Origin of the sequence: Myxococcus vastator, from assembly GCF_010894475.1 — a bacterium.
GTDB lineage: Bacteria > Myxococcota > Myxococcia > Myxococcales > Myxococcaceae > Myxococcus > Myxococcus vastator.
In genome coordinates this window covers 1-15,968 of the sequence record NZ_JAAIYB010000169.1, presented here as the reverse complement: position 1 = coordinate 15,968, position 15,968 = coordinate 1, and the positions used below count along the sequence as shown (strand labels likewise).

Below are 15,968 nucleotides of genomic sequence, written 5' to 3'. Positions count from 1 at the left end.
GAGATTTGTATAAGAGACAGCACCTACCCTTGGAGCCCCCATGAAGCGCACCCAGCATTCCACTGGAACCCCGTGGGAGCCCCAGGTGGGCTACTCGCGCGCGGTGCGTGTGGGCCCCTTCGTCTCCGTGTCCGGGACGACGGCCACCGACGCCCAGGGAAACATCGTGGGCGTGGGGGACGCCTCCCAGCAGGCCCGGCAGGCGCTCCAGAACATCCAGGCCGCCCTGGAGGCCCTGGGCGCCCGGCTGGAGGACGTGGTGCGCACGCGCATGTACGTCGTGGACATCCAGCAGTGGGAGGCCGTGGGCCGGGCGCATGGCGAGTTCTTCGCCCACATCCGCCCCGCCACGTCGATGGTGGAGGTCCGCCGCCTCATCTCCCCCGAAATCCTGGTGGAGATTGAAGCGGACGCCGTCGTCGCGGATGACGGCTGAAGGTGCGCTCCACAGTCCCTCAACACTTCTCCCGCAAGGTGGGGCCCCGTGTCCATGAACCCATCGGCGTGCATCCTGGTCGTGGAAGACGATGCCCCCATCGCCGCGGGCCTCGTGCGTGGCCTGAAGCTCGCGGGCTTCCAGGTGGCGCTCGCCACGGACGGCGTGCTCGCGCTCGAGATGGCCGAGCGCGAGCACCCTGACCTGGTGGTGCTGGACCTCAACCTGCCGGGGCAGGACGGCTTCGAGCTGCTGGAGGCCTGGCGCTTTCGGCTCCGTGTCCCCGTCATCGTCCTCACCGCGAGACAGGAGCTGGAGGCCCGGCTGCGCTCCTTCGGACTGGGGGCGGTGGACTACCTCCCCAAGCCCTTCTGGATGGAGGAGCTGGTGGCCCGCATCCGCGCACGGCTGCTGCTGCAGGAGGAGCGCCCGCGACGCGTGCTACAATGGGATGACGTGAGCCTGGACCTCGACGCCCGCGAGGCGAGCCGCGAAGGCACAGGCGCCCTGCCCTTCACGCGCCACGAGTTCGACGTGCTCGCCTACCTCGCGGAGCGCCCGGGACGGGCCCTGACACGCGCCCAGATTGCCCAGCACGCGCTGCCGCCCAGCGAGGAGCGCGATGACCGGACCGTGGACTCTCACATCGCGCGCATCCGCAAGAAGCTGGGGCCAGCGGGCGCGCGCATCCAGACGTCCTGGGGGATTGGCTACCGGTTCGTCCCCGACGAGGAGCCGCGTTGAGACTGCGCAACCGCCTGGCCCAACGCATCCTCGTGGCGTCGGCGCTCGTGGGCCTGCTGGGGACGCTGGGCGCGTCCATTCTCGCGATTGTCCTGGGCGTGGATGCCGCGCTGGCGCATGGCGTGCGGATGTCCGCGGCCCTCGTGCTCGCGCCCCAGGCTTCGGAGTGCCGGACGACGCCGGGGTGGCGCTTCCGGAGTCCGCACGGCGTGGAGGTGGAGGCGTACGACCTTGCCCAGGTGGGAGCGGGCTCGCCCGGCGCACGGCCCGACCCCCAGCTGCTCGCGCGGCTCGCGCGAGGCGAGCGTGAGCCCTCCACCTTCTACCTCCCGCTCTTCCATCCGGACTCCGCGTGGGCGGGGGCCTCCCTGATGAAACTCGCGGAGGCGGGGCCCTGCAGCCTCCTGGAGTTCCGCTGGCCCATCATGCACGAGCGCGCCACGGTGGGCGGGTGGGTCTTCGTGTCCGCCGTCCTCTTCACGATGCTGGCGGCGACGCTGTCCACCTTCGTCGTCGTCCATCCCCTCCTCCAACGCCTGCGCGGACTGCATCGGGCGGCGGGGATGCTCGGGGCGACACGGTACCGCTCCGCGGCGGATGACCAGGACGACGAGCTGGGCGAGCTGTCACGCGTGCTCGACGCCACCCATGCCCGTGTCCAGGAGGACGCCACCCGCATCGAGGCGCAGAAGCACGCGCTGGAGCGGCACCTGGCGGACGTCGCGCATGACTTGAAGACGCCCATCGCCTCGCTCCAGTTGTCGCTGGAGCTGGCCTCGACGACGCCCGCCGACCCGAACGCGGCGCTCCTCCGCCAGGGCATCGAGGACACCGTCTACCTCACGTCCCTGGTGGACAACCTCCACCTCGCCTGCCAGCTCGGAGAGGGCATCGACCCGGCGGCGGGCGACCCGCGCGTGGAGCTGGGCCAGACAGTGGAGCGCGTAGTGCGCAGGCTCCAGCAGCTCGCGCGGTTGCTGGGGCTGACCGTGGAGTGCTCGCGGCCCGACGAGGCGCTCTGGGTGCGCTGCAATCCCACGATGCTGGAGCAGGCCCTGGGCAACCTGCTCCACAACGCCGTCACGCACGGCGAGGCGGGGGGCCACGTCGTGGCCGTCCTGGAGGATGCGGAGCCCGGGCGCTTCCGGCTCACCGTGCTCGACGACGGCCCAGGCCTCTCGGACAAGGAGCTCCAGCGCCTGGGCGAGCGCGGGTTTCGCGCGCAGGCCACGCGGCGGCGGGCGACCCGGGGCAGCGGGCTTGGTCTGTCCATCGTCCGCGAGCTGTGCCACCGCGTCGGCTTCTCGCTCGACTTCGAGCCCAACGTGCCCAGGGGCTTGAAGGTGGTCATCGAGGGTCCTCGCGCCTCCGCGAGCGAGCCACGCTGAGCGCCGCTGTGACGAGGGCGGGCGGCGAAGCGGTCGCCTTGCCGGCCGCCCGCCGAGCCTGGGTAGCCACCGTCTTCGACGCGCCCCACCTTGGAGGCGGAGGCAGCCATGGGTGTCGCGTGGAAGGACAACATCGACGTCGCGGATGCGCTGGAGCGCGTCGCGGACCTGCTGGAGGAGCAGGACGCGATGCCCTTCCGGGTCGGCGCCTACCGGAAGGCCGCGGACACCATCGCGCAGTGGCCTCAGCCCGTGGCGGAGCTGCTGGCCGAGGAAGGTGAAGCGGGGCTGCGCAAGCTCCCCGGCGTGGGGAAGAGCATCGCCGCGGCGATGGCGGAGCTGATTCGCACGGGGCAGCTCTCCCTGCTCCAGCGGCTGGAGACGGACCACTCTCCAGAGCAGCTCCTGGCCAGCGTGCCGGGCATTGGCGCGGAGCTGGCCCGCCGCATCCATGACGAGCTGAGCGTGCGGACGCTGGAGGAGCTGGAGCAGGCGGCGCACGACGGACGGCTGGAGCGCGTGGAGGGCTTCGGGCCCCGGCGCGGCGAACAGGTTCGCGAGCTGCTGGGCGCGAGGCTCGGCAGGGAGCGGCGCGGCGCCGCACGGCGGAGCGAGGGGCGGGATGAAGGCCCCCGGCCAGACGTGGGCGTGCTGCTCCAGGTGGACGAGGAGTACCGGCGGCGCGCGGACGCGGGCGAGCTGCGCCGGATTGCACCGCGCCGGTTCAACCCCTCCGGAGAAGCGTGGCTGCCCGTGCTCCGCAAGAAGCTGGAGGGGTGGAACTTCCGCGCGCTCTTCTCCAACACCGCGCTGGCCCACCAGCAGGATGCCACCCATGACTGGGTGGTGCTCTACTTCGACCAGGACGGCGACGAGGGCCAATGCACCGTCGTCACCGCGCATGGCGGTCCGCTCGACAGTCGGCGCGTGGTGCGCGGACGCGAGGTGGAGTGCCTCGCGTACTACGGCGTGGAGTCCGAAGAGGTCGAAGCCCCGCGGCCCGGGGCCTGACACACCGGCGCGTCAATCGTGCAGGGAGATGTAGTGGATGAGGGCGGCGTAGAACTCCGGCTCATCGAAGGTATCCGGCCCGACGCCCACCACGTCCACATGGTCCTGCGGCACCACGCTGGACATGGACGTGCTCTGCAGCCGCGATGGCGCGTTCAAGGCGTTGAGCGCCGGAATGGACGCGTCGTCCGTCACCGAGTCGAAGCCGAAGAAGGCGTCGTGGTAGCGCAGCCGGCGCCCCATCTGCTGCGAGCTGATGCCCACCATGCCATCGTCATCCGACTCGTCGTGCACGCCGTCGCCGCAGCCCGCCGCGCCGTCGTTGTCCCCATCCCCCGCGCAGTAGCCATTGCCGTCGATGTCGAGGAGGAACTCCTTCATCAGGTACAGCGCCGGATTCACGTTCCCCCCGTGCTGCGCGGTGACGAGGGACACGTAGCGCTCCGCGTAGCTGCCGCTCACGGGATACTTCTCGTTGAAGGCCTTCATGCCCGTGACGACACCATCCCAGGATGAATAGTCATTGAAGACGAGCTGCTTCGCCGCCGCATAGGCATCATTGCCCGGCGCGTAGACGGAGTCCCCGTAGTAGCGCGCCAGCGCCGCGATGACGCTGGTCACGCCCGGCTTCTGGTCGAGGATGTACTTCGCCACGGGCGAGCCCCGGTGCGGCGAAGACACGCTGGCCAGCACCGCCACCGACGTGACACCGCGCCGCTCCCGCAGCACGCGCGCCGCCTTCCGCGCGTCGATGCCTCCCTGGGAGTGGCCGACGATGCTCACCTTCGAGACACCCGCCGTCGCCATGAAGCCCTCGATGTCGTCCGCCAGGTCCAACCCGCGGACCTCCGAGGACTGAAACGCCGCCACCTGCGCGATGAAAGCGCGCTGTCCCGGGTCGAGGTCGCTGTTGCAGCTCGTGTCGAAGCGCGACTCACAGGGCTCGCCCACGAAGGTGCCGAAGTCGTTCCCCCAGTAGTCGTAGCCTAGCAGGTCATCGAACCCGCCCATGCCGTGCGCGAACACCACGGGGTATTGCGTCTTCGCCGCGCCCGCCCAGGACGCTGGGGCCCCGCCCAGCACTCCGGCGAGCAACCCCGTCATGACCACCGCTTGAAACCGTTTCATGCGCCCCCCCGCGAATGCACCGCTGGGAGGATTGGAGCAGGGGAGCCGCGGCTCGAGTCACCCGAAAGCGCGCCGCCATCACCCAGGCGACACCCCAGCCGTCGAGCTGTCTTGCGGGCCGCATCCGAAAGCCCGCCCCGGTGACACAAGCCCCCGGGGCGGGACGTGGACTCAGGGCGCGGGCGAATACAGCCCGGCGGCGGACAGCGAGCCGCTGGGGCTCAGACCGCCCGACACCAGCACGCGGCCAGAGCCCACCAGCGTCACCACGCCCGCGCCGGTGAGCGCCGTGGGCAACGTTCCGGCGCCGTGCCACTGGCCGCTGGCCGGGTCATACACCTCGGCCGAGGCCAGCAAGCCCACGGTGCCACCTCCGTCACCGCCCAGCACCAGCACGCGGCCGGAGGGCAGCAGCGCGGACATCGGTCCGTAGCGGGGGTGCTGCATGGACGTGAGCGAGGTCCAGGTGCCCGTCGCCGGGTCGTAGAGCTCCGCCGTGGGGAGCGCCCCCCGCGCGCCCCAGCCTCCCGTCACCAGCACCTTGCCCGACGGCAGCGCCACCGCCGTGTGCCCATAGCGCGTCCCGGACAGGGAGCCGGTGAGCGTCCACTGCCCCGTGGACACGTCGTAAAGCTCCGCCGAGGACGTGTCTCCATCCTGCGTGTTGCCTCCCACCACCAGCACCTTGCCGGACGGCAGGGACGTCGCCGTGTGGTACTGCCGCCGGCGGCTCATCACCCCGGTGGCGGTCCACGTTCCGCTCGCCCCGTCATACAGCTCCGCGGTGGCCAGCATGCCGGAGAAGCTGGAGCTCCTCCGCCCGCCCGCCACCAGGACCCTGCCGTCGGGAAGCAACGTCGCGGTGTGGCGCGCGCGCGGCGCCGCCAGCGCCCCCGTGGCGGTCCACGTGCCCGTGGCCGCGTCATAGAGCTCCGCCGAGGCCAGATAGCTGGACGACGTGCTCTGGCCTCCCGCGACCAGCACCTTTCCATCCCGCAGCAACGTCGCGGTGTGGAGGTAGCGCGGGGTGAGCAGCGCGCCCGTCTGCAGCCAGTGGCCCGTGGCTTCGGAGTAGCGCTCCGCGCCCGTCAGGGCCGTGCTGCCATTCGCGGTGCCACCCGCGGCGAGGACCTCGCCCGAAGACAACACCGTCAATGAATGGTGATACCGCGCGGACAGCATGGCGTTCGCCGCGCGCCAGGGGAGCGTGGACGGAAGGTAACGCTCGGCGGAGGCGGTGCGCAGGACGCCGTCCGGGCTGCCTCCCGCGACCAGCACCTCCCCCGTGCCCAGCAGCGCGGCGGTATGGCCCAGCCGGCTGGTGCCCATCGAAGCCGTGGGGGTCCAGAGCGCGCTGACGGGGTCATACAGCGCCGCGCTCTGGAGATAGGGCTCGCTGCCGTCCGTGCCACCGGTGATGAACACCTCGCCGGAGTGCAGCACCGTCGCGGTGTGGTGCGCGCGCTCGACGGGCATCAGGTTCCCCGCGGAACCCCAGACCCCCGTCTCCACGTGGTACAGCTCCGCGCTGCGCGTCGCGGTGATGTCGTCCACCAGCCCGCCGGACACCAGCACCTTGCCATTCAGCAGCGCCGTCGAAGCATGCCCCGTGCGCGGCGAGCTCATGGCGGCGGTGGAGGACCAGGTCCCCGTGGCGGGGTCATAGAGCTCCGCGGTCCGGAGGACGGAGCCCCACGAGCTGGAGCGCCCGCCCGACACCAGCACCTTGCCATCGGGCAGCAGCGTCGCCGCGTGGCCCATGCGCGGTGCGCGCATGCTGTGGGTGGCGCTCCAGGTCCCCGTGTCGGCGTCATACAGACGCGCCGTCATCAACGCGGTTCCCGTGCCGTCCTCGCCGCCCATCACCAGCACCTGGCCGTTGAGCAGCAACGTGGCGGTGTGTCCCGAGCGAAGGGAGTCCAGACTGCCGGTGGTTGACCAGGTTCCCGTGGCGGCGTCGTACAGCTCCGCGGTGCCGGTGTTCGCCGCGGCGACATCACCGCCCACCACCAGCACCTTGCCGTTGGGCAGCAGCGTCGCGGTGTGACGCCGGCGGATGACCGACATGTTCCCCGCGCTGAGCCACCGCGCGGTCGCGACGTCGTATTGCTCCGCGCTCGTGGAGGACTGGCCACCCGTGACGAGCACCTGGCCATGGGGCAGCACCGTGGCCGTATGGTCCAGGCGCTGGGTGGACATACTGGGGGTGCCCACCCAGCTGACGGATGCGAGCTCCGCGTCCTGGGTCCCTGGCGCATTCAGCGCGTCTGCAAAATCCTCGTGTGAGCATCCCGCGAACACGAGCGTCATCAAGAGCGCGGCCTTGCGGCCGAACCCGGCAGGTTCAAACATGAGTGGGGGTCCTTTTTGTTTCGGGGGGATGCGCGGAGGGACCGCGCCCGGCGCCTTTACCCCAGCCCTGCACGGGCGGACCATCGCAGCACCCAAAACTGAACACATAAAATACATGGGGCCTTGGGCACCCACCGTGCGGGGTGAATGCCAAAGACTGCCGCGCCAGGGCACAGCAATTCATGCATTCGAAGGAATGCTCGCAAAACAGCGCGAGGGCCGCCGCGTCAGCTACTGGCCGACGTGTACCGGCGGATGGAGCGCAGCCACACCTGACGCGAGCCCCAGGCGAAGAGCCCCGCGCCCACCACCGCGCCCACCAGCGACTGGGGCGGCAGCCGGCCCAGCATGGCCTGCGCCGGGAAGGTCGTCATCAGCGCCAGCGGAATGACATACGTGAACACCAGCGTCAGGACGCCGCGCCCCACGCCCTGGAACACGGAGGACGGCCAGCGCGCGAAGTCGAAGATGGAGGTGAACAGGTACGTCAGGTTGTCCACTCGCACGACGAAGAACGCCGCGCTCACCGTCAGAATCCACAGCGAGTAGAGCAAGAGCGTGCTCGTCCCCAGCAGCAGCACGGAGGCCAGCAGCCCCGTCACCGACGGCCACCGGCCCAGGTGCATGAAGGCGTAGACGAACAGCCCGACGCCCGTCAGCACGTTGAAGGCCCGCCACGGCTGGAAGCGCTGCGTGGACACCAGGAACTGCGCGTCCGCGGGCTTGAGCAGCACGAAGTCCAGCGTGCCCTTGCGGATGTGCTCCACCACGCCCGTGAGGCTGGGGTTGATGGCGCCCTCCAGGATGCCCTGCAGCAGCGTGAACCAGCCCACCACCAGCAGGGCCTCGCCGAAGCTCCAGCCTTCCAGGTTGGGCCGCTCGCTGTAGACGACGAACAGCGGCGCCAGCGCCGTGAAGGTCCAGAAGAGGGACGTCAGCCCCTCCGTGAAGAAGTCCGCGCGGTACTGCAGGGACAAGAGCCCCGACGCCTTGAGTTGAATGCCCAGCAGCCGCAGATAGCGCTTCACCTTCACGTCAGCCCCCGAACGCCGCGAAGCGCCGCACGCCCTGCTTCCACGTCACCGCCGCCAACGCGCCCAGCACCGCCACCCAGGCCCACTGGGCCGCCAGCAGCCGCAGGGACTCCTCCCAGCCGTAGTTCGCCGTCAGCAGCTCCACCGGGACGCCAATCTGATAGCGGAAGGGCAACCAGTCGATGAGGGTGCGCAGCGTGGGCGGCAGCAGCTCCACCGGGTACATGTAGCCGGAGCATACGAAGAAGAGCACCAGCCACACCTCCAGCACCTTCTGGCTGCTCTCCAGGAAGAAGCACAGCGCGCCAATGGCCACGTTGGCCAGGAAGGCCACGGCCCACCCGCCAATCACCGCCAGCACGAAGAAGCCCCACTGCCACGCGTGCTGGGGCACCGCCTTCTGCCCCACCAGCGCCACGCTCAGCAGAATCACCGGCACCGCGACCATCAACCGCATGGGGAAGGCGGCGATGCTCTCCACCGCGTAGGCCCACAGCGGGGAGATGGGACGAAGCAGGCGCATGGCCAGCGTCCCCTGCTTCACCTCCCAGTTGATGAGCCACGCCGCCCACGACGTGGCCAGTTGCCGCACCGCGAAGGTGGCCAGGAAGTAGCTGATGAAGTCCGCCTCGCCGAAGCGGCCCACGGGCGCCTCACGCGACACCGCCATCCACAACACCATGTTGACCAGCGGCATGGTGGTGGACAGCACCCAGATGAGCATCTCCGCGCGGTAGGCCACCGCCTCCGCGAACCCCACCCGCAGCAGCGTGGGAAAGGCGCGCAGCGTCGTCCTGGCGCTCATGCGGGCACCGGCTCCGACGCCGCCGTCCGGCGCGCCTTCGACTCCGCGAACAGCTCGCTCATCACCTCTTCCAGCGGCGCGTTCTCCACCGTGAGGTCCATCACCGGCAGCGTGGACAGCGCGCGGGTGACGGTGGCGTTGACCGCCTCCTGCTGGACCTGGAGCACCGCCGTTCCGGACTCGTGCGTCACCACCCGGCCCAGCGAAGACAGGCGCGCGGCGTCCACTTCCTCGGACAGGCGCAGCACCACGCGCTTCTCCGGCCGCACGCGCTGCACCAGCGCGTCCAGGCCGCCGTCGTACGACAGGAGGCCCTTGTCGATGACGATGACGCGGGGACACAGCGCCGCCACGTCGTCCATGTAGTGGCTGGTGAGGATGAGCGTGGCGCCGTACTTCTCGTTGTACTCCTTGATGAACGTCCGCATGGTGGCCTGCATGGCCACGTCCAGGCCGATGGTCGGCTCGTCCAGGAAGAGCACCCGCGGCTGGTGGATGAGCGCCGCGGCCAGCTCGCACTTCATCCGCTCCCCCAGCGACAGTTGCCGGGTGGGCTTGACGATGAGGTCCCCGATTTCCAGGAGCTCAATCAGGTCCGAAATCGTCTTCTTGTACTGGGCCTGGGGCACGTCGTAGATGGCCCGGTTGAGTTCGAACGTCTCCGCCGGAGGCAGGTCCCACAGGAGCTGCTGTTTCTGCCCCATGACGAGCATGATTTTCTTGAGGAAGGCCTCCTCCCGCTTCTGGGGGACGTGGCCGTCCACCGTCACCTCGCCGTCGGAGGGATGGAGCAGGCCGGAGAGGACCTTGAGCGTCGTCGTCTTCCCGGCGCCATTGGGACCCAGGAAGCCCACCCGCTCCCCAGGGCGGATGTCGAAGGAAATCCCATCCACGGCCTTCACCGTGGTGTAGCTACGGTGAACGAGCGAGCGGAGGGCCGCCTTCAAGCCCGGCGGGCGTTGATGGACCTGGTAGTGCTTGCGAAGGCCGCGAACGGAAATCATGTGCGACCAGGGTTTAACGCGGTCTCCCCCTCCATGGCGATCTCACCGTTGACGCCTTGGCGGGACGACAATGGGTTGGCAACGGCCGCGGCGGGACGCGGCCTCACAGGTGAAGGCTGGGCCAGATGAGCAACGCATACAGCAAGGACCTGGAGCGATGGATGCCGCGGCTCATCGCCGTCTGGCGCGCGTCACGCGGCCGGGGCGGTGGCGGCGGCCCGGAGACGCGCCTGACGCCCCAGGAGGTGAAGGAGGTGGCGGCGGGTGTCCGCCAGCTCTCCCTGGGCCTCACGCGGGAGCGGCAGCTCGCCGGCGCGAGGTACATGGACGACCCGAAGCTCCTGGGCGCCTACCTCCTCTTCTACTGGCCGGTGTCCTATGCGCAGGCCCGGCAGGTGCTCGGGGAGCTGCCGAGCCGCCCCCGGCAGGTGCTGGACTTGGGCAGCGGTCCGGGCCCGGTGGCCTTCGCCGCCCTGGACGCGGGCGGAGGCCAGGTCACCGCCGCCGACCGCAGCAAGGCCGCCCTCACCCTGGCGCGCAACCTGGCCGCCGAGGCCGGTGAGGCCCTGGCCACCCGCGACTGGGACCCGACGAAGAAGGGCGCCACGCTGCCCGACGGCCAGTTCGACCTGATTACGATGGGCCACGTCGTCAACGAGCTGTACGGCACGGGCGAGGCGGCCACGGCCCCCCGCGCCGCGCTGCTGGAGACGATTCTGGCGAAGGTGAAGCGCGGCGGCAGCCTGCTGGTGATGGAGCCCGCGCTGCGCGAGACGAGCCGCGGCCTCTTGCACGTGCGCGACGCCATGGTGGCCAAGGGCTACGCCGTCCGCGCGCCCTGCATGTACCGCGGCCCCTGCCCCGCCCTGGTGAAGGAGACGGACTGGTGCCACGCGGAGCGCGCCTGGCCCATGCCTCGGGTGGTGGAGGAGCTGGCGCGCGCGGCGAGCCTGCACAAGGAGTCGCTGAAGATGAGCTACCTGGTGCTGGCCCCCAAGGACGAGGCGTGGCCGGAGCTGACGCCCGGGCGCCTGTTCCGCATCGTCTCCGAGCCCCTGGAGGGCAAGGGCCGGCACCGCTACATCGGCTGTGGCCCCGAGGGCCGCGTGGGCCTGGCGATGCAGGAGCGCCACCGCAACGAGCGCAATGAGCGCTTCCTCAAGCTGAACCGGGGCGACGTCATCTCCGTGACGGAGACGGAGCCCAAGGGTGACGGGCTCGCGCTCGACGAGCGCACCGAGGTGCGGGTGGTGGCCCCCGCAGGCAAGGGCGTGCCGCCCCCGCCGCCGAAGGAGGACGCGCCTTCGAGCCCGGGAACCGGCCCGCGCCCTCCCGAGTGAAGCACCCGGCCCCTGACGCCCCGGGGCCGGAAAGACGGACGGCCCGGCTCAGTGCCGGAGAAGGGCATGACGTCCCGTGAGGACGTCGCGCATGTGGCGGAAGGCCTTCACGCCGTCCTTCATGGCGCCCACCGCGCCCTGCGCGAGGACGGTGGCCTGCACGCGCACCAGCCGCAGCCGGCGCGGCGCGGGCACCGGGTGGGACGCGGTCATGGGACGGATGAGCGAGGCGATGTTCATGGCGTGCTCCGTGGGGTGTGGGAGACAGCCGGCAGTCTCCACCTCGTCCGCGAAGTCCACGTCGCGGCGCGGTGAACTCGCCGTCACATCGTCCGTGGCCTGCCTGACAGAGCGCGGCCCTGGCAGGGAGCCCGGCCGCCCATTCCAGACATCCCGCCACCGGAGGACGGCAGGCCCAGGCCGGAGGCCCTGTTAGGGTCAGCCGCACCCACCGCTACGGAAGGCCTGCCCGTGTCCGTGTCCCACCGGCCGCTGCGTTCGCTGTACCCGCCCCTGGAGCCCTACCGCACCGGCCGCCTGCGCGTCTCCGGCGGGCATGAGGTGTACTTCGAGGAGAGCGGCAATCCGGAAGGCAAGCCGGTGCTCTTCGTCCACGGGGGCCCTGGCGGAGGAACGGACCCACGCCAGCGCCGCTTCTTCGACCCGACCGCGTACCGCATCATCCTGTTCGACCAGCGCGGCTGCGGACGCAGCACGCCGCACGCCAGCCTGGAGGAGAACACCACCTGGGACCTGGTGGCCGACATGGAGCGGCTGCGCGAGTTCCTGGACATCTCCCGGTGGCAGCTCTTCGGTGGCTCATGGGGCAGCACCCTGTCCCTGGCCTATGCCCAGACACACCCCGAGCGCGTCTCGGAGCTGGTGCTGCGCGGCATCTTCCTGCTGCGCAAGCAGGAGATTGACTGGTTCTACCAGCGAGGCGCCAGCGCCCTCTTCCCGGATGCCTGGGAGTACTACCTGGAGCCCATTCCCCCCTCGGAGCACGGCGATTTGCTGGCGGCCTACCACCGCCGGCTGATGGGCCCCGACGTGAAGGCGCAGCAGGAGGCGGCGCGCGCGTGGAGCGTGTGGGAGGGCCGCACCAGCTGCCTGTACCCCAACGCGGAGCTGGTGGCGCGCAACAGCGCGGACACCTTCGCGCTCGCCTTCGCCCGCATCGAATGCCACTACTTCGTCAACCGGGGCTTCCTGCGCAGCGACACGCAGCTGCTCGACGACGTGCACCGCATCCGCCACATCCCCGCCGTCATCGTCCAGGGGCGCTATGACGTGGTGTGCCCGCCGGAGAGCGCCTGGGCGCTGCACAAGGCCTGGCCGGAGGCGGCGTTCGTCATGGTGTCCGACGCGGGGCACTCCGCGAACGAGCCGGGCAACACCTCCGCGCTGGTGGAGGCCACCGACCGCTTCCGGGGGCGCTGAAGCTCACGTCGGCGCCGGAACGGCCGCCGTGTCGCGCGCCGCTTCCACGCGGCGGAAATAGAGGATGACCCAGAGGCTGGCCAGCGCGGCCAGCGTCACCATGCCTTCGGCCGCGAACGCCCCTGCTTGCTGTCCCCACGCCGCGGTGGCCTGCTTCCCCACCACCACCGTCAGCGCGTTGAAGCAGGCGTGGGCGCCCACCGCGAGCCAGTACCACTTCACCGCGTCACGGATGAAGCGCTGGAGCACCACCACCGACAGCGCGATGTGCACCACCATGGCGCCCAGCCGCTCGTAGGCCCCCAGCAGCGGCATCCACCAGTCCAGCGCGGCGATGGTGGCCTTGGCCTCCACCACCTGCGCCACCTGCTCCGGCTTCAGCGGCAGGGTGGACGGGTCCAGCGAGGACAGGGCGATGACGTTGACGAGCCCCAGCGCCGCCAGTCCGCCCACCAGCAGCGCCGACTCCAGGCCGCCGTGGCCCACGCCGAAGCCCACCGCGTCGCGCCAGCGGCGGAAGTCCTTCAGCGGTTTGCGGAAGGCCCACAGCCGCGCCGTCTCCTCGAAGAGGCCCGCGGTGAGGGACAGCACGGCAATCCAGACGCCCAGGAGCACCGAGGACGTCTTCAGCGCGTCGCGCATGAAGTACTGCGCCACCTGCACCAGGGGCACCCGGGTGAGCAGCTGCGACAGCGCGAACGCCGCCGCGCCCCAGCCCACCACCTTCCAGGCCACGCCCAGCCGCCGGCGTGCCCACAGCACCAGGCCCACCGGCATCAGCACGTCGAAGGCGATGGCCACCGCGTAGCTTGCGACCAGCCTCGTATCCACAGCGTCCATGGGACTCTCCCCGCCTGGTGGCTCAGGCCCCGGCGTCGGCCTCATCCCTCAAGGCCTTCAACCCTTCCGCGCGCTCAGGGCCTCGGCCAGCTCCGCATAGAGGTGGATGGCGCTGCGGATGGACTTCTCCCAGTCGCCCAGGTGCAGGCTTTCGTTCTCCGAATGGGCATACGTGTACGGGTCCTCCACGCCGATGAGCAGCGCGGGCACGCCGCCCAGCTCCTTCGCGAAGGGCTCCACGAAGGGAATGGAGGCGCCGCAACCAGTGGCGACCGCCTTCGTGCCGTAGCCCTTCTCCAGCGCGCGGAAGGCCGCCTGGAACGCGGGGTGGGACGGGTCCGTGTACCACCAGCCGGACGCGCCCTCCGTGTCGAAGTGGACCTCCAGCCCCCATGGGCACACCTTGAGCAGGTGCGCCTTCAGGCGCTGCTCCACGTCGCGCGCCTCCAGGTCCGGGACGATGCGGATGCCCACCCGCGCCCACGCCGAATCACAGATGATGTTGCGCGCGTCTTTCTTGCTGCTGGCCTGGATGGCGTTGATGGCGATGCTCGGCTGGCGCCAGTTCAGCTCCCATGGAGACGCCCCGCCTCCCAGCACCTGCGCGCCCGGCAGCAGGCCGGACTGCGCGCGGAAGTGCGCCTCGTCTCCGGGCAGCGCCTGGATGCTCTGGCGCTCCGCGTCCGTCAGCGGCTTCACGCGCTCGCGGATTCCTTCGATGGCGATGGAACCATCCGCGTGCGTCAGCGTGGCCAGCATGCGGCACAGCGCCATGACGGGGTCCGGCACCGGCCCACCCCACATGCCCGAGTGCACCGCCTGCCGCAGCGCCCGCACCTCCACGTCCACCGTGACGAGCCCGCGCAGCGCGGTGGTGATGGACGGCAGGCCGGTGTCGAAGTTGGCCGTGTCGGTGAGGACGATGGCGTCCGCCTTCAGCAGCGCCGCGTGCTTCTGGAGGAAGGCGCCCAGGAAGTTGCTGCCAATCTCCTCCTCGCCCTCGATGATGACCTTCACGTTGAGCGGCAAGGCCCCCGCGCCCTTCAGCCACGACTCCACCGCGGACGTGTGCACGACGATGCCCGCCTTGTCGTCCGCCGAGCCGCGTCCGTACAGCCGGCCCTCGCGCTCCACCGGCTCGAAGGGAGGGCTCTTCCACGCCGCCTCGTCACCCGCGGGCTGCACGTCATGGTGCGCGTAGAGCAGCAACGTGGGCTTGCCCGGCGCCTTGAGCACCTCGCCGTAGACGTAGGGGTGCGTGCCCTCGATTTCGAGTAGCTGAACGTTTTCAAAACCACGGTCCTTCAGCAGCCGCGCGGTCGCTTCCGCGCTGCGTCGTACCTGCGTCGCATCGAAGCCAGGAAATGAGACACTGGGAATGCGGACGAGGGACTTGAGGTCCTCCAGGTACGTCTGCTTCGTCGACTCGAAGTGTGAGAGAGCGTTGTCGGTGGACATGCTCACCCCTTAACCCAAAAAGACGGGCAGGCGTGCCATGTCCCCGCGCGGATGTTGCGCGGTCCAAGTATCATCCATGGCCATGTCCGACACCCCGACCCTGCTGCTCGTCGATGACGACAGTTTCGTGCGCCGTATCCTCAAGGACGTCATCGCCGACACGGGCATCGAGCTGCGGCTGCTCGAGGCCGCGGACGGCGAGGAGGGCCTGGCCGTGGCCGCGCGGGAGCAGCCCGCGGTGATGTTCCTGGACCTGTTCATGCCGAAGAAGAGTGGACTGGAGGTCCTGGGCGCCATCAAGTCGGTGTCGCCCGCCACGCGTGTGTTGGTCATCAGCAGCATGGACGCGGAGCCCGTCGTGGAGCAGGCCATGGCGGCAGGCGCCGTGGGCTTCGTGGGCAAGCCCTTCCATCCGCTCGAGATCGCCTCGGCAGTGCGCCAGGCGCTGGCTCACTGACCCCCGGGGTGTCTGCGTGTCGTCTACTGCTGTCGGTTACTGGGTCGCGGACAATCTCGGACGTGTGCTGGGGCCCCTGGCGCTCCAGGCCTTGCGGGAGCTGATTTCCTCCGGACGCTTGAAGGCCGCGGTGCGTGCCTCGCGGGATGGGACGAACTGGGTCGCCCTGCCGGAGCTGCCCGAGCTGCGGGACTTGTTCGCCAGCGCGCGGCCCTCGCCCTCCCTGGAGCTGCAGCAAGCCGAGCGCCTGCGCGCGCAGATGCGCGCCATGCAGAGCCTGCCGGCCCATGAAGTCTTTGGCCTCAAGCCCACCGCCAACCTGGACGAGCTGCGCCTGGCCTACTTCCGCATGGCCAAGCGCTTCACGCCGGACCACGTGTCGCCAGACACGCATCCGGAGCTGAAGAAGGTGTCGGCGGAAATCTTCGACTTCCTGTCGCGCCGCATGCGCGAAGCGGAGGCCGCCTGGACGCAGGCGGCGCAGGCGCCCCGCCCTCCGCCGCCCGTCGTGCCCGCCGCGCCGCCTGCGTC

Annotated in this window: 16 protein-coding genes; 8 read left to right on the top strand and 8 right to left on the bottom strand. The window is 70.3% G+C overall.

Features of this window, described 5'->3' with window-relative positions; translation table 11 throughout:
• The first annotated feature begins 40 nt into the window (after positions 1-40).
• From G4D87_RS18145 to G4D87_RS18130, 4 genes are all read left to right on the top strand, one after another.
• Positions 41-436 (top strand): RidA family protein, encoded by a 396-nt coding sequence (locus tag G4D87_RS18145; RefSeq protein ID WP_163783326.1) that lies wholly within the window; start codon positions 41-43, stop codon positions 434-436.
• A gap of 54 nt (positions 437-490) precedes the next feature.
• Complete coding sequence (locus G4D87_RS18140; RefSeq protein WP_240358379.1) at positions 491-1,180, top strand: response regulator transcription factor; 690 nt, start codon at positions 491-493, stop codon at positions 1,178-1,180.
• Positions 1,177-2,568 carry a sensor histidine kinase gene (locus G4D87_RS18135; RefSeq protein ID WP_163783324.1) on the top strand — a complete coding sequence of 464 codons (1,392 nt, stop codon included), beginning with the start codon at positions 1,177-1,179 and terminating at the stop codon, positions 2,566-2,568. Before G4D87_RS18140 ends, G4D87_RS18135 begins: the two co-directional genes overlap by 4 nt.
• A 108-nt stretch (positions 2,569-2,676) precedes the next feature.
• Entirely contained in the window at positions 2,677-3,579 is a 903-nt protein-coding gene (locus G4D87_RS18130; protein ID WP_163783323.1) for a helix-hairpin-helix domain-containing protein, read from the top strand.
• Positions 3,580-3,591: 12 nt separating this feature from the next.
• Here the strand turns inward: G4D87_RS18130 and G4D87_RS18125 are convergent, their stop codons facing one another.
• The 5 genes from G4D87_RS18125 to G4D87_RS18105 form a co-directional block, all read right to left on the bottom strand.
• The gene (locus tag G4D87_RS18125) at positions 3,592-4,707 is read right to left on the bottom strand and encodes an esterase/lipase family protein (protein WP_163783322.1); all 1,116 of its coding nucleotides are present in this window, start codon (positions 4,705-4,707) and stop codon (positions 3,592-3,594) included.
• A 171-nt stretch (positions 4,708-4,878) separates the two neighbouring features.
• Positions 4,879-7,059 (bottom strand): Kelch repeat-containing protein, encoded by a 2,181-nt coding sequence (locus G4D87_RS18120; protein WP_240358378.1) that lies wholly within the window; start codon positions 7,057-7,059, stop codon positions 4,879-4,881.
• 227 nt (positions 7,060-7,286) lie between these two features.
• Positions 7,287-8,093, bottom strand: a complete 807-nt coding sequence (locus G4D87_RS18115; protein ID WP_163783321.1) for an ABC transporter permease — start codon at positions 8,091-8,093, stop codon at positions 7,287-7,289.
• Between the two features lies 1 nt (position 8,094).
• Positions 8,095-8,898 carry an ABC transporter permease gene (locus G4D87_RS18110; protein WP_163783320.1) on the bottom strand — a complete coding sequence of 268 codons (804 nt, stop codon included), beginning with the start codon at positions 8,896-8,898 and terminating at the stop codon, positions 8,095-8,097.
• Positions 8,895-9,902, bottom strand: a complete 1,008-nt coding sequence (locus G4D87_RS18105) for an ABC transporter ATP-binding protein (protein ID WP_163783319.1) — start codon at positions 9,900-9,902, stop codon at positions 8,895-8,897. Before G4D87_RS18105 ends, G4D87_RS18110 begins: the two co-directional genes overlap by 4 nt.
• 125 nt (positions 9,903-10,027) lie before the next feature.
• Between G4D87_RS18105 and G4D87_RS18100 the strand changes: the two genes are divergently transcribed.
• Positions 10,028-11,242, top strand: coding sequence for a small ribosomal subunit Rsm22 family protein (locus tag G4D87_RS18100; protein ID WP_163783318.1), 1,215 nt, complete (start codon positions 10,028-10,030; stop codon positions 11,240-11,242).
• 48 nt (positions 11,243-11,290) lie between these two features.
• On the opposite strand, the gene G4D87_RS18095 is transcribed toward G4D87_RS18100, so the two are convergent.
• Positions 11,291-11,482, bottom strand: a complete 192-nt coding sequence (locus tag G4D87_RS18095; RefSeq protein ID WP_163783317.1) for a hypothetical protein — start codon at positions 11,480-11,482, stop codon at positions 11,291-11,293.
• Between the two features lie 231 nt (positions 11,483-11,713).
• Between G4D87_RS18095 and pip the strand changes: the two genes are divergently transcribed.
• Positions 11,714-12,682, top strand: a complete 969-nt coding sequence (gene pip / locus G4D87_RS18090; RefSeq protein WP_163783316.1) for a prolyl aminopeptidase — start codon at positions 11,714-11,716, stop codon at positions 12,680-12,682.
• Between the two features lie 3 nt (positions 12,683-12,685).
• Here the strand turns inward: pip and G4D87_RS18085 are convergent, their stop codons facing one another.
• Positions 12,686-13,522 carry a YhfC family intramembrane metalloprotease gene (locus G4D87_RS18085; RefSeq protein WP_163783315.1) on the bottom strand — a complete coding sequence of 279 codons (837 nt, stop codon included), beginning with the start codon at positions 13,520-13,522 and terminating at the stop codon, positions 12,686-12,688.
• Positions 13,523-13,579: 57 nt separating this feature from the next.
• Positions 13,580-14,980, bottom strand: a complete 1,401-nt coding sequence (locus tag G4D87_RS18080) for a M20/M25/M40 family metallo-hydrolase (RefSeq protein ID WP_205507630.1) — start codon at positions 14,978-14,980, stop codon at positions 13,580-13,582.
• Positions 14,981-15,062: 82 nt separating this feature from the next.
• On the opposite strand from G4D87_RS18080, the gene G4D87_RS18075 reads away from it, so the two are divergent.
• Positions 15,063-15,437: a response regulator gene (locus G4D87_RS18075; protein WP_163783313.1), complete on the top strand. Its 375-nt coding sequence runs from the start codon at positions 15,063-15,065 to the stop codon at positions 15,435-15,437.
• Positions 15,438-15,453: 16 nt separating this feature from the next.
• The coding region (locus G4D87_RS18070; RefSeq protein ID WP_240358377.1) for a J domain-containing protein at positions 15,454-15,968 on the top strand (515 nt) is incomplete at its 3' end.

Excerpts from the sequence above, each read along its gene's own strand:
- G4D87_RS18145 (WP_163783326.1), top strand. The coding sequence starts at position 41 with ATGAAGCGCACCCAGCATTCCACTGGAACCCCGTGGGAGCCCCAGGTG.
- G4D87_RS18140 (WP_240358379.1), top strand. The coding sequence starts at position 491 with ATGAACCCATCGGCGTGCATCCTGGTCGTGGAAGACGATGCCCCCATC.
- G4D87_RS18130 (WP_163783323.1), top strand. The coding sequence starts at position 2,677 with ATGGGTGTCGCGTGGAAGGACAACATCGACGTCGCGGATGCGCTGGAG.
- G4D87_RS18125 (WP_163783322.1), bottom strand. The coding sequence starts at position 4,707 with ATGAAACGGTTTCAAGCGGTGGTCATGACGGGGTTGCTCGCCGGAGTG.
- G4D87_RS18120 (WP_240358378.1), bottom strand. The coding sequence starts at position 7,059 with ATGTTTGAACCTGCCGGGTTCGGCCGCAAGGCCGCGCTCTTGATGACG.
- G4D87_RS18110 (WP_163783320.1), bottom strand. The coding sequence starts at position 8,898 with ATGAGCGCCAGGACGACGCTGCGCGCCTTTCCCACGCTGCTGCGGGTG.
- G4D87_RS18105 (WP_163783319.1), bottom strand. The coding sequence starts at position 9,902 with ATGATTTCCGTTCGCGGCCTTCGCAAGCACTACCAGGTCCATCAACGC.
- G4D87_RS18100 (WP_163783318.1), top strand. The coding sequence starts at position 10,028 with ATGAGCAACGCATACAGCAAGGACCTGGAGCGATGGATGCCGCGGCTC.
- G4D87_RS18095 (WP_163783317.1), bottom strand. The coding sequence starts at position 11,482 with ATGAACATCGCCTCGCTCATCCGTCCCATGACCGCGTCCCACCCGGTG.
- G4D87_RS18085 (WP_163783315.1), bottom strand. The coding sequence starts at position 13,522 with ATGGACGCTGTGGATACGAGGCTGGTCGCAAGCTACGCGGTGGCCATC.
- G4D87_RS18080 (WP_205507630.1), bottom strand. The coding sequence starts at position 14,980 with ATGTCCACCGACAACGCTCTCTCACACTTCGAGTCGACGAAGCAGACG.
- G4D87_RS18075 (WP_163783313.1), top strand. The coding sequence starts at position 15,063 with ATGTCCGACACCCCGACCCTGCTGCTCGTCGATGACGACAGTTTCGTG.